Annotated in this window: 6 protein-coding genes; 1 reads left to right on the top strand and 5 read right to left on the bottom strand. The window is 56.6% G+C overall.

Features of this window, described 5'->3' with window-relative positions; all coding sequences use genetic code 11:
• Positions 1-181: 181 nt before the first annotated feature.
• Positions 182-3,793, top strand: coding sequence for a TonB-dependent receptor plug domain-containing protein (locus QEH57_RS02835; RefSeq protein WP_309005161.1), 3,612 nt, complete (start codon positions 182-184; stop codon positions 3,791-3,793).
• Positions 3,794-4,136: 343 nt separating this feature from the next.
• Here the strand turns inward: QEH57_RS02835 and QEH57_RS02830 are convergent, their stop codons facing one another.
• The 5 genes from QEH57_RS02830 to QEH57_RS02810 all read right to left on the bottom strand — a co-directional run bounded on the left by QEH57_RS02830 (position 4,137) and on the right by QEH57_RS02810 (position 13,507).
• Positions 4,137-4,913, bottom strand: a complete 777-nt coding sequence (locus tag QEH57_RS02830; protein ID WP_309005160.1) for an SGNH/GDSL hydrolase family protein — start codon at positions 4,911-4,913, stop codon at positions 4,137-4,139.
• 18 nt (positions 4,914-4,931) lie between these two features.
• On the bottom strand, positions 4,932-6,755 hold the full coding sequence (locus QEH57_RS02825) for a DUF5060 domain-containing protein (RefSeq protein WP_309005159.1): 1,824 nt from the start codon (positions 6,753-6,755) through the stop codon (positions 4,932-4,934).
• 296 nt (positions 6,756-7,051) lie between these two features.
• Complete coding sequence (locus tag QEH57_RS02820) at positions 7,052-9,718, bottom strand: glycoside hydrolase family 95 protein (RefSeq protein ID WP_309005158.1); 2,667 nt, start codon at positions 9,716-9,718, stop codon at positions 7,052-7,054.
• 142 nt (positions 9,719-9,860) lie between these two features.
• Complete coding sequence (locus QEH57_RS02815) at positions 9,861-11,678, bottom strand: alpha-L-fucosidase (protein WP_309005157.1); 1,818 nt, start codon at positions 11,676-11,678, stop codon at positions 9,861-9,863.
• Positions 11,679-11,698: 20 nt separating this feature from the next.
• Positions 11,699-13,507 carry an arylsulfatase gene (locus tag QEH57_RS02810; protein ID WP_309005156.1) on the bottom strand — a complete coding sequence of 603 codons (1,809 nt, stop codon included), beginning with the start codon at positions 13,505-13,507 and terminating at the stop codon, positions 11,699-11,701.

Below are 13,507 nucleotides of genomic sequence, written 5' to 3'. Positions count from 1 at the left end.
AATCCACTACACTTCAGGCACGGAGTCCGACAACTACATCGGCTCCCAGCAAGTCGTATTCTATCCCTAGAAGAGGCGAAGCCTCCCGATTTGCATACCTCAACAAACCTATAAAACTACAACGATGAACACCCTGTTCCCTGGCGCCTCCCTGCGCCTAAAGCGGAAGCTGGCGTGCGCGATGTGCGCACCCATTTTGTCGGTCTCCCTCTTCGCCCAAGAAGAGGAAGAGGAAATCTTCGAGCTATCCCCCTTCCAAGTGGACGGTTCCGGCGACGTCGGATACTACTCCTCGCAAACCTTGGCGGGCGGTCGCTTGAATACCAGCCTCAAGAACGTAGCAACTTCCGTGCAGGTCGTTACCAAGGAGTTTATGGAGGACATCGGAGCGACCAGTCTCGACGAAGTCTTCGCTTATACTACCAGCACCGAAGCCTTCGGCCCCATGAGCGACTACCAGCAAGTCGCATCGCGTTCGAACGACGACCAGCAGCAGGCTGGCGACCTCGACAACTCTGCGGCTCGGCAAAACCCGAACGCAGCCAGCCGCGTCCGCGGCATGGCCGCCCCTACGCGAACCTCCAACTACTTCGCGACCAGCATCCCCTTCGACTCCTACAACTCGAGCCGCATCGACATCAACCGAGGAGCGAACTCCTTCCTCTTCGGACTCGGCTCCCCCGGGGGCATCGTCAACATTGGGCTCGAAAGCGCTCACCTCAACAAGGACTCCGTGGATATAGACTTCCGCGTATCCACCGAGAACTTCGAGAACAACTTCTCCAACGAAATTTCGGTCAACCTCAACAAAGTCATCCTGCAGGACAAACTGGCCCTTCGCCTCGCCGCCAAGGAAAGGGATGACGAGTTTATGCAAAAGCCAGCCTTCACCGACGCGTCGCGCCAGTATGCGGCCCTTCGATACAAGCCCTTCGCCGAACATCAAATTAGCCTGAGCGCCAATTACGAAAGAGGCGATAGCGAGTTTATATCGATAGAACGAAATGGACCGCTCGAAACCTTGTCTACCTTTATAGACAATCCGCTCGGCGACAAGTTTGGCCCCGTCGGTACCATCAGCAACGAGGCCCAACGCTATATCCTAGATGGTTTCGGTAATATGCTAAAAAACAGCGCCGAAGGAAACGTCGCCTACACCGGAAGGGATATCAACGGAACCCCACTCGACTTCGCATTCTACAACAACTTCTTCGTAAAGCGAAACGGTTGGATGCCAGTCTACGATGGCACCGAAAATGCAGCCGGCTACCCGACCCGCGCCGTCGACACCGGCTGGACCAACAATCGCGTCCGCCGCGGCAGCCCCACCTGGGACCCGGACAATAACCTGCTCGGCAATACCTCCCTGCAGTTCGCCTCCAACCCCATGTATAGCCGCATCGGCACCACCGCCCTCGCTCGTGGCGGGCAAGACTATACCGGCTGGGTCAACCAAGGCCTGCTCGATTACGAAGTCTTCGATTTCCGCAAGAACCTTATCACCGGTTCGAACGACCTTAACTCCAACGACTTCGACCGACACATGCTCTCCTTCGAGGCCGTCTCCGAAAGCGGGAACTACGGCGTGAGCATCGACTATGCCGCCGAAAGCTTCGAATCCAGCGGCTTCTCGCTGTCGGGCTCTCCTCGTATCGATATAGATATCAACTACAGCCTGCCCGTAGGGCCGAACGACCTCTTCGGAGCGACCAATCCTAACTTCGGACGACTCTATATATACGCAAGCGCGGCGTCCCGCACGGAATACGCGAACGAGCGCGAATCCGCTCGGGCAACGGCCTTTGCAAAGGTCGACCTCAAGGAAAAGTTCGAAGGCGGTATCTTCAGCTGGCTGGGACGCCATACCATTAGCGGCCTCGCCGACAAGAACTCACTCCACGAAGAAACCTTGGTCAAGAAGCCGCTGGTATTCGGAAACGACGCCGATTGGCACATCGCCACCAATACCCAGGTTTTCCAAAGGCAATCCTCGGCCATTTTTTATTTAAGCGACCCCTACCTCAACGCCTTCGAGGATCCGAACTTCAGCCTCGCCGACTTCCATACCACGGGCGTAGATCCGCGCGTATCGGTCGATATGCCCGAAGGTTATATGATCCCCCTTGCCTACAAGTCGGAAGGCGATCCGCTCACCCAGCCGCTTCGCACCACCGTACTGGGTGACGAGCATCTCGCCTATGGCGAATACTCATCGCAATTCACCTACACCGACGGGAACCTGTCCCTCACCAAGACACGTTCCCAAGCTCTCAATCTCCAGAGTTTCTTCCTCAACGATCTCCTCGTCGCCAACCTCGGTTGGCGCACGGACAAGGTCGACCTGCAGCGAGCCCAGGCTCCCTTCACCACGACCTTTCCCGAAAACCTCCCCATCCTCGATCCGGAATTCTTTAACCTCGACGAGGCAGAAACGCTATCCGCCAAGAAAAGCAACTTCGGCTACGGGCTAGTCCTCAAAGCGCCTTCACAATGGCTCGGCGAAGGCATGAGCCTTTCCTTCCACTACGGAGAAAACAGCAACTTCGTGGCCGTCCCCGGACTCAACGACTTCGAAGGCAACACCGTTCCGAACCAATCCGGCGAGACAAAGGACTACGGACTCACCCTCGGACTCATGAACGACAAGCTGGTGCTTCGCCTCAATGCCTACGAGGCCAACATCGTCGACGAAAACTACAGCGACACCTCCAACGCATACCGCCAGTTCCTCAACGTTCGCTCCCGCGAATTCGGAGCCCTCTTCGTCGCCCTCGACGGCTACGACCAAAACCGGGACGGCGTTTTCGACCTGGAGCCCGACCCCAACGCTCCCGGCGGCTTCATCGACATCGACGCCAACAAGAACGGCTACGTCGACTCTATCGAGCCCGGAGGAGCCGCCTATGTCGAAGGCGCTGAATACATGTCGCTCGCCCAGCTAAACCAGTTCTACGACGCCTACGCGCCACTCTGGAACGATTGGGTAAGCGAGCAGCTGCAGTTCGTCTTCACGCCGAAGTCAGACACCACCGTCGGCAGCTACTCCAGCGTGCAGTTCCCAAGCAATGTGCTCTCCGACACGGTTGATCTCAATGCCAAGGGCTACGAGCTAGAGCTCACCTACAATCCTTCGCGAAAACTGCGGCTCGCCTTCAACGCGTCCCAGTCCACCGCCCAACGGAGCAACGTCGCCCCCCGCATGGGATACCTCGTCGACCGCGTTATCGAGATCTTCGAATCAGTGCCAAACGCCCCACGGCTTACCGCCATGAACGTCAACGCGCTCGAAACGCCCTTAGCGCCCGCCAACTTCGACGGCACCGACCTGCTGGGCAGCAGCTTGAACAACGCAGGCCAAGGCGGCGCCTACTTCATCGCCAAAGCCCTCGAAGGTTCGGACACGCCCGAGCTAAGCAAGTACAGCTTCAACGTGCTCGGCAACTACACCTTCGGCGAAGGCCGTATGAAAGGATTCAATACAGGAGCCGCCTACCGTTGGACGGACAAGCGAGCCATCGGCTATCCCAACGGCCTCGACGCCTCCGGCCGTTTCGTAGTCGGCGACGTATCCAATCCTTATTACAACGAAGACACCGGCTACGCCGACCTCTGGATCGGCTACCGCCGCAAGCTCTTCGAAGACAAGGTCAACTGGAAGGTCCAGCTAAACGCACGCAACGTATTCGCCGACAGCGATCCCGTTGCCATCCAAACCCAGCCCGACGGATCCATCGCCCGCGTCTCGATCCCAGTCCCCCGCCAGTTCGTGCTCTCGAACACATTCAGCTTCTAAGATAAGGTAAACGAAGCGGGTTGGAGCAAACGCTCCAACCCGCTTTTTCATTCAACCCCCCAATAACCTCCTCTCGGTCCTCGCCGGTCGAAGACCGGATCATCGCCCTGCGCAGCAGGGATCAAGCGAAGCGTTGTTAATCACATCCCCATTGCAGGATCAGAGACATTCAAACATCGCTCCTACGTCGCTGGACCCGCTACGCGGCAATGATCCGACTACGTCGGCGAGGACCGAAGCGAGTCGACCTTCTTATTTACGTCCTCGTCCTGAGCTCGATGGGGGGATCATCGCCCTCTTAGCCTTGTTCTGCCCCTTGCAATAGCGGATAAACGATAACGCCTTACTGAGCGAGGCTCAAGGCTTCACGGATTACGCGGGCGACTTCGTCGCCTTGGCGGTTTTTGCCGAGCTCGCTGTAATGCACGTCGCCAGGCTTGACCCACCACTCTTCCTGATGGGGCTTAGCAAACGAATACAAGTCGTTGATTCGTATCGCCGGATACTCAGACATCACCTCGAGCGCCGCCTCATTGTACTTCTTGGCATCGCCGGCAAAGCGCCCATCCGCATTCTCGGGAACAGGGGTTGTGGTTGCGAAAACGAGTTCTGCCCCTGGGAATCGTTCTTCCAAAAACGCTACGATGGCATGCAGGTTTTCCTTGTATTCATCGATCGATGACACCTGCTGCCCATTCTCCTTATCGAGCTTGCCGTTCTTGAGATACTTCAAGTCGTGCAGGCCCACATTGAAGTGGACAACGTCCCACTCGAAATCCCAGCGATCCTGCAAATCCTCGTTCTCCATCGTTTCAAGCATCTTGCTAACGTAAGGAACGAACGCGTTCGAGGCGCTGCCATTGCGATACAAGCGATAAACATTCGCCTCGCCCTTCAACTGGCTCCGCACCCGTTCCGTATAGCCAATCGATATGGAATCCCCGTAAATGAGGACGTTCGGCAAGGCCGGATCGTTTTCGATAAAATAGAACTCTGGGCGCTTCGCGAACCTTTCACCGACCAGCGAAAGCCATGCGTCTTCTGCCGTTCCAGCAAAACTCGCGTTCGTAAAATAAAAGCCAACAAGCAGAGCGATCAGAATTGATAATTTCCTTTTCATAGTCTTCGCATTAAATCCTCACCCTCGCTTCCTGAGTACCACGAGCCAATCCTGATTTTTCGAGGCAGGCGGGACTCCCACCGACACCGCGCGAGCGCCACCTTCCACGCGAGCAGGCATCCCCTCGATCAACTCTCCCCCGAGACGCGGGTTAAACCAATGGACAGTAAACGTCTTTCCCTGAGCTCCGCTCAAGTCAACCTTGGCCTCGCCTCCATTTTTCAAATACAGCAGATACGTCTGCCCCTCCTTGGCCAAAGCCCAATTGTCCTCGCCCACCACCAAGGCATCGTTCGGTTCCATCTCCGCTATCTCACGGGCGAAGTTTTCGTTCATAAAGCGGGCGGCAATGCCCAAGGTTTTCCAGCAATCTTCGTAGCGGCGGTAGTCGATATGCAATACATCGTCCTTCCCAGTATAAAACTCCATGTGTCCGCCTGCCATGAGAGCGCCCCAGACCGCTTCTTTGCGAATGATATCCACCAAACCCTCCGGGCGCTTGCCCCACCATGGTTCGTCGATGGAAACGACCCACGGATGACCGCTCCGAGCACTGAGATCGACCCATTTCCGAACCTCCTCGTGGTTGCTCAGCATTACGCGCTTCTTTCGCTCGGGGCGAACCAAATAGGTCTGCAAGCTAGGGCCGGTCAGATCCTTGTGCCCTAGAAGCTGCGGAAAAATATCCTCGAAGACACCACCAGGCCCGTTGTGCACCGAGATGTGATCGTCGTAGTAGGTCAGCTCCCGAATCCAACTTGCGAACGCCTTGCGCTGCGCATGCGTGTTAGGAGTGTGGAAGCCTTCCCCTTTGGCTTGGTTCTCTTCGCCGATATTCCAAGTGATAGCCATGTGATGCCCAAAGCGAGCGACCATCTCGCGATACAATATCTTGCGCGCGTCGGAAAACTCCCCCTTTCCGTCCCGATCTTCCAGGTAGTTCGAGTTTTCGGATTCGGAGAGCTGGAAATGCACCATCATCCCCATCCGGTCAAAGTGGGTGAACAACACTTCCCACTGAGCCAGCTTCGAAACGTCGTAGATATCGATATCGTCCTCGCCCGTCCACGGCCACGCTTCGCGACCGTCCCCATAGGCGTTCATGCCAAGGAAATAGTGGACGTTGAGCCCGAAGGACGAGAGGTAGTTCACCAGCCCGATAATCCCTTTTCCCTTGCCGTCACCCCATGTGGGATCGCCCTGTATCCAATCTTTAATGTTAGGCGTATAGAGATCGTCCTCATGTCCCGGCGTCCCGTCGAATTCGCCGTACTCTAGAAGCACTTCCGGACTGTTCGCTCCCAACTTAATGAAGAAGTCCCCATCGGCGAAGCGTAGGTAACGTTTCCCTACATACTCGAGCTTCCCCTTGGCTCGAAAGTCCTTGCCAACCTTGTCCTGCGGGCCGATTCGGAAACGGCCTTCCTGCCGATCAGGCCCGGTTCCCCGCTTACCTCCGGAAAGCTTGGCTGCCACGTTCTGGCCGGTAACGAACTTCGTCTGGTAACTCCACTCGCCTTCCTCGCCCCCAGCGAAGCGGGCTTTCCATTTGTTGCCACGGGTCGCCGAGGTATTGGCTGGATTCCAATCCGCATCGAAGAAGCCCGGCACCTCGTAGCGCTTTCCGCTGGGCGAGACGAAGGTAACATCCAATCGATAGTTGCGAAAGGTTTCCGAGGATTCCTCGAGCTCAGGCCCCTCAAAGACCAGCTCGATGCGATGCCACTTCTTAAAGCTTCCGTCCGGATTCTGCTCGCCTCTAATAAACGGGGCCGCCGCGAAGCTAGAAAGGGCCGCTCCAGATAGAGCGAAAGTTAGAGCTACGAATTTTATTAGGTTCATACCGAAATACTATTTGAATGACTGCGCAGGGCTGCCGCTTGTCGCTGACCGTGAGCCAGTCGAATGGCGGCATTCCGTGCGACCCTCATCAACGCTTCTCCTGTTCTCCTACATTGCGGCGTGGCGCAAGCGCCAGCCCTACATTGCCTTGGCATTCAAGTTCAGCGAAAGCACACCTATCATGAAAAGGTATGAAACAAGGTATCAGGGGTATTCGTATCATAAAAAACAGGGGTAACATTTGAGGTCGCCTCGAACGCGGCCCGGCGCATCGGGGCCGCGTTTTCGATTCTTACTTACGGCAACAAACGGATCGCGGTAGCTCCGTCCGAGCTCTCCCGTCCATCCGAGCGCACTGCCGTTACCTTCAGCGTCATCTGCCCGATCTGCTTCAGGTCGGACGCTTTATAGAGAAACTCCGAACCTTTGATATCGGAAGCGATCCGCTCATAGGTCGGAGCGTTTCCGACTGCTCGATACAGATTGTACGAGGCCGCATCTTCGCTTGCAGTCCAGGAGAGCTTAATCTGATCCTTCGCGCGCCCCTCTGCGACCGCCAGCTCCGTCGGAGCGGCAACCGGCGCATAAGGCGGGATCTTGGTGAATACATAAGTTTGTCCCTTAACCGTCTCGATGCTCACGCGGTCGCGTCCTCTCGAGTTAACGTCTACCTTCCGCCCGGCTGCAGTTTTGACAGCTGCTTGAGCAACGTTGGGATAGCGCAGTTCCAAGGTCCCTCCCGACTTGGATACAACCTCAAACTGGCTGGCTTGCCCGTCGGCCCACTTGGCGGAAACCTCGAAGTTGCCGCGAGCCAAGAGACCGCGATAGCTGCCGTCCGGCCAGGCGGAAGGTACCGCCGGCAATGGGCTCACCACATAGTCTTGGCTCTGCAGCAGCAGCTCGGCCACCCCGGCCGTAGCGCCGTAATTCCCGTCGGCCTGGAAGAGCGGTCCGCCGCGATGGTCGTTGAAAAGATTGTGCAGAAAGTTTCCTCCCAGCAAATCCTGGAAGAAGAGATAGGCTTCGTCGCCATCGTGCACCCGCGCCCAAAACGCGATCCGCTCCGCTCGCGCCCAGCCAATGTGCGACTTGCGGGTACGCAGGGTTAGCGTCTTCTTAACCGCATCCAGCCAAGCGGGCGTGGTGTCGTTGATCAACTGCCCGGGATAGGAACCGAGCAACATGGAGGTGTGACGGTGATGCGGGTCGAGGTTGTCGCTGAAGTCGCAGTAAAACTCCTCCTGACGAAACTCCTTAATCTGCCCGGACTTTCCGATCTGGATGGGGTCCAGCAGCGGAAGCTGCCGCTCGTATACCGACAATCGCTCGTCGTCGCGACCGAGGATCTTGGCAGCCGTCAGCGTATTGTGATGGTTCTCGTAGAACATTTGCTGGTCAAAGGTGGTCCCCACCGTGTCGCGCACCTTCTGCTCCGGAGACGAGGATGGCCTAGCCAACAGGGCCCCATCGATCTCCTGCACGAAGCGAGAAGCGAAGTTGGCCTGCTCGTACATAATTGGATACACCGTTTCCTCCAGCAAGGTCTCGTCCCGCGTGTAGTCGTAGTAGTCCCAGAACATCTGCCCGATCCAACCGCCCGTGCCAAAGCCGGCCACGATGGATCTTCCCGGCACATGATACGGGTTGGCCCAGAAAGGTCCGGACCAGCCGTTGTTGCCTTCGGGATCGAGCTGGGAGGGATTGAACTCCTTGACGTATTGGGTCGCATACAAGCGCTGACGCGGCTCGAAGGCCTTGAAGAAGTCTACATAGGACTCGAAGAGTTCCGGCATGTTGGCTGAGAAAACCGGAGCGTAAGCCATTTGCACGTTCGTGTCGTGGAGGTACTGGGACGCCCAAGGCGGACGTTCGTAGACGTTCCAAATCCCCTGCAAGTGCGGCGGCAGGGTGCCTGGCCGCGACGAACAAATCAACATGTAGCGCCCGAACTGGAAGGCGAGCTCCTCCAGATAGCGGCTCGAAGGCCCTTCCGGATAGGCGTCCACCAACTCATCGGTGGTAACGCTCGGCTCTTCGGCACCGAGATCGATGCTTACCCGATCGTAGAGCTCTGAGTAGTCGGCTTGATGGTTCGCCAGCAACTCCTCGTAGGACTTGGCAGCAGCGTCGGCAATGTAGCCGCTCACCTTTGCGTGCGGATGCGGAAAGCCGTCCAGCTTCTCGGATTCGTTTTCGGTGAGGAAAACCTTGGGATCGAGTTTATAGTTGGTCCCCACCGCGATCAGGATCAATGCGCTATCCGCATTGGAAACGGTGATCGTTCCCCCCTTGGCCTTCATGCTGCCGCCTTGCGGGATAACCTTGAACTGCCCCTCGAACTGCACGTTGAACTGATGCGTCACGCCGCTAAGCGTGACCGTGTCGCCCTTCGCTTCCACCGATCCGGACTTGTCCTCGCCCAGAAACGGAATCGTCGGCCGCAGGGTGAAAGACAATTCTCCCGCCTTCGATGCCCGCAGGCGTACCACCGAAACCTTGTCCGGGTAGCTAGCGAAAATCTCCCGCGAATACTCCACGCCGCCGTGCTTGTATTTCACATACGAAACGCCGTCGTTCAGGTTTAGCTCCCGCTCGTAGTCACGGGCCTGGCCGTGACCGAAGTCGATATACACCTCGGCAAAATTGTTTAGCCCCCCGCGGCGAAAGCCCCGGGCCTCCATCTTGCCGTACAAGCTGTTCTCGGTAATTTGGATACGCTCCGAATCGGTACCGCCGAACACGTTGAGCCCCATGTAGCCGTTGCCCATCGGAATCGAGCGGTTGGCCCAGCCCTCGTCGCTGTCCGGAGCAGGCTCGTCGTACCAGAGCCGGAAAGCCTTGCCGGGCTCGTCTCCAATCAGAGTAGATTCTTGGGCCACAGCCGAAGCGACCGAGGCGAGGGACAAGCCAGCCACAGCCGTCACGGCGAGGGCGGTTTTCAGTAAAGAGCGTACACACATAAATTTTATCGGGATCGATGCAAAGGGGATTCGGGTAAGCAAAATTCCGTGAGATAATAACAGTTCTAGAAAAATAATCCTACCCCATGTTTGCGGGGTAGCGCTTCCCGTCGCTCCCCCTCCCAGGGTCGACAAGTCTCCCCTACTTCACCGGGACAAGCTCAAGGCCCTTCATATGATATCGCCGCAGCTTCCTGACCGCATTTTTTGGATACGCAGTAATTTTCTGCACTCCAGCCTTCTTGATCGTAAGCGTTCCATCGTGGCTCTTGCGAGTCATCTGGCCGATATTCTCGTCCGCATCGAGCACGATAGAATCGTCAGGCGTCGACACCTCATAAGTAAACTCCTTGGCACCCGTGTCTTCGCTGAACACCTTGAAGGTACCTGGCTCGGTCACGTTAACCGTCCAGATCAAGCCTTGCTTCTCCTTCTCGCTCCAACGCACCGTCACTTCCCGCTCGTAATCATAACTGATGCGGCGAATCGCGAACTCGCAACGCGAAACCGGCAGCTTGATCGAGCCGTCCTTCTCCTGCTGCAAGGTCTCGTCGACAACTTTGGCAACCTCGTCGGCGATCTCCAAGGTTACCACCGTGACGTGCTCTTGTCGCAATTTTTCGGGTACATTTACCCGAATGGTCGCCCCCTTCTGCTTCACCTTAAGCGGCGTCCGCTGCGTATCGGCCAAAACGTAGGCCTTCTTCACCTTCGACAGAACCCCATCCAGTTCGACTTCAGTTTCGTCTAAGTCCTGGAAATGCAGAAAGAGCTTCCCGGGCTTGCTCGTTATGGCGTAGGGAGGAAACTTCAGCGGGCTCGGATCCGCCCCGTAAACCGCCTCGCCGTTTACCTTTAGCCAATCCCCGATCGCCTTGATGCTGGCCGCTTGCGTTTCCGGAATGGTTCCGTCAGGACGTGGCCCTACATTCAAAAGGTAGACGCCACCATAACTAACGATGCGCGACACGCTGTATATAAACTCCGAATAGTGATCCGAACGGTCGTTCTCTCCGCCGTCCTTCGTGTAGCCCCACCCACCGGTCGTGACCGACTCGTGCGTTTGCCAAGGCACCTTCAGGTCGGGCAGCCAAGTGTCCTTGCTCACAGCGGGCGTCATACCGTTGTCGATGGAAACATCGAAGTGGCCGTAGCCATTGCCCAGGCGCGAGTTCACGAGGGCGCCCGGCTGGTTCGCCGCCACCGTATCCATGAGCAACTGACACTGCTCGTCGCTCAACTGGGCAGGCGTGTCGAACCAAATCATGAAAATGTCGCCATAGTTCTGAGTCAGCTCCTTAACTTGCGGAACCACCTTGCCATTGAAATAGGCGTCGAACTTGGGCTGCGGCTTCAACACCTCCCCAAAATCCCAATCGTTGCCCACACCGCCTTCTTCATGCCAATCGAAGCTTTGCGAATAATAGAAGCCAAGGTTCATGTCGCGTTCGGAGCACTCTTCGGCTAGCTCCTTCATGATATCGCGACCGAAGCCCGCGAAATCGACGAGATCGTAAGGATGCTCGGAATCGTACATGGCGAAGCCGTCATGGTGCTTGGCCGTTACGACGATGAACTTCATTCCCGCCGCTTCCGCGATGTCGACCCACTCGCTGGCGTCGAACTTCTCCGGCTGGAAACGCCGCGCCGCATGCTCTTCGTACTCCTTCACGGGAATCTGCCCAACCTTCATGATCCATTCCGCAGCAAGCCGCTTGCCCTGCCACTCACCTCCGAGCTGGGCATACGGACCGAAATGCACGAACATGCCGATCTTGTCCTCGTAGAGCTGCTTCATGTTTTCACGAATCTCAGGGGTATAGGCAGACATGGACGTCTTGCCAAAATCCACTTCGTTTCCTTCTCCCGCCACGTAATCAACTGCCTTCTCTTCTTCAGCGAAGAGAGGACCAAGAAAAGTAAGAGCTAGAAGCGTAGGAATTTTATATATATTTCTCATGTTCGTAAGGTTTTCGAAATCTACAGCTTTTCGATGTAAACATAATAGGATGGGTAAACGCGCCCGTCCGCATCGATCAGCTGGGCCTCCATATCGTATTTTCCGGCAGGCACGAATCCTGTGTAGCTAACCTCCTCCTGCCCGGGCTCGATCTTCTTGGTTCCACTCAAGCCAGCTACATACAAATAGGCCTCTACAAAGTCGTCCTTTACGCTGGCTGGCATAACGCGCTCCAGCTCGACCCGTTTCGCCTGAGCGGGAAAAGTTGCATTGATCGCAAGTCCGCTTTCCCGCGGAAAGCGCCGCAGCGAAACCCGATACCGTCCGTCCTCGACAAACTCGATCTTCCAGCGTCCCGTCACCTGCGAGGCCACAACCGGCCCGTGCTGGTGCCAGGCTCCGCCGTGCTTGCCGGTGAGCATATCATGGGCGTTGATACGACTCGGATTCTCGTAAGCGGTGCCTACCTTGATGTAAGCGAAGCGTTCGTCCGCTCCTTCGTCCAAAAACGACTGCCAGATTCGCTCGTAGCCCTGAGCCAAACGCCCGACTACCTCCGGATAACGTTCGATCACGTTCTCCTTCTGAGCCAGGTCCTGCGTCACATCGTAGAGCTCCTTGCCGTTCACCAAACGCCAGCGCTCGTCCATAACCGCGTAATTCTTGTATTTCACCAGATTCTGCAGTCGTTGCGTATCGACCATTAGAATACGGTTCGGCCAGCTTGCGTTCCGATCCCGCAACAAGGACGCAAAGCTGATCCCGTCCAGCGGTTTCGTCGGCGTAAAGTCCAGGTCCAGCAAATCGACAAAGGTCGGAAGCAGATCGTAGTGCGACACCAGCCTCTCGTCGTCCCGACCTCCAAGCAAATTCCCCTCAGGCCAACGCACGAAAAACGGTACCCGATGACCTCCCTCGTAAACGCTGCCCTTTCCCTCCCTCAGGCCTCCGTCGTAAACGCGACGTCCCCAAGCGGAACCGTTATCGGTGGTGAAGATGAAAATCGTGTTCTCCCGCAAACCGAGTTCCGCAAGCTTCTTGTCCAGGCGCTTCACGTTGTCGTCGATGTTGGTGATCATCCCATAAAACCGTTCCGCCGTTTCCGGCAACTCCGGGTGGTCCTTGTACAGATTGAAATATTTCTCGGGCAGGTTGAGCGGAGCATGCGGCGCATTGGTCGAGATGTAGGCGAAAAACGGGCGACTCTCCTGCCCTGAGCCTGTCGAACGGGCGTTATCCTCGATAAAGCGCATTGCCTCCTCGAAGAACACGTCCGTGCAATACCCTTCGTAAGCCTCCGGTTCTCCGTTGTGCCAAAGCGTATCGTCGAAATAATCGTTTCCCCAATAGTCGGGGCCTTGATACATGCCCCCGCCTCCGTGGCGAACGACTTCGTGAAATCCGCGATCCTCCGGGCGAAACGGATAGTTATCCCCCAGATGCCACTTCCCGAACATCCCGTTGACGTATCCATTTTCCGCCAATACTTGGGGCAACATCTTCTCGTCCGCGTAAACCATGGAACGCCCCGTGATCGTATGATAAACGTTGATACGGTTCGGGTGCCGCCCCGTCATCAAGGCTCCACGACTCGGAGCGCAGGTCGTTGAGACGTGGTAGTTCGAAAAACGAACGGATTCCTCATGCAGCTTGTCCAGATAAGGCGTCTGAACGTAGGGGTTCCCTCGGGACGCGAGATCGCCGTAGCCTTGGTCATCGGTGATGATGAGGACAATGTTCGGTTTTTGCGGCGTGCTCTCCTCGCCCTTGACTTGCTGGATGCCAACGATGCCACAGAAGCCCAGTATCGCCAGGGCTGCCTCTCTCAT

This window comes from Pelagicoccus sp. SDUM812005 (assembly GCF_031127875.1).
Lineage (GTDB): Bacteria > Verrucomicrobiota > Verrucomicrobiia > Opitutales > Opitutaceae > Pelagicoccus.
The sequence above is the reverse complement of the archived record's forward strand: the minus strand, read 5'-3'. Positions and strand labels throughout refer to the sequence as shown.

Excerpts from the sequence above, each read along its gene's own strand:
- QEH57_RS02815 (WP_309005157.1), bottom strand. The coding sequence starts at position 11,678 with ATGAGAAATATATATAAAATTCCTACGCTTCTAGCTCTTACTTTTCTT.
- QEH57_RS02810 (WP_309005156.1), bottom strand. The coding sequence starts at position 13,507 with ATGAGAGAGGCAGCCCTGGCGATACTGGGCTTCTGTGGCATCGTTGGC.
- QEH57_RS02835 (WP_309005161.1), top strand. The coding sequence starts at position 182 with ATGTGCGCACCCATTTTGTCGGTCTCCCTCTTCGCCCAAGAAGAGGAA.
- QEH57_RS02830 (WP_309005160.1), bottom strand. The coding sequence starts at position 4,913 with ATGAAAAGGAAATTATCAATTCTGATCGCTCTGCTTGTTGGCTTTTAT.
- QEH57_RS02820 (WP_309005158.1), bottom strand. The coding sequence starts at position 9,718 with ATGTGTGTACGCTCTTTACTGAAAACCGCCCTCGCCGTGACGGCTGTG.
- QEH57_RS02825 (WP_309005159.1), bottom strand. The coding sequence starts at position 6,755 with ATGAACCTAATAAAATTCGTAGCTCTAACTTTCGCTCTATCTGGAGCG.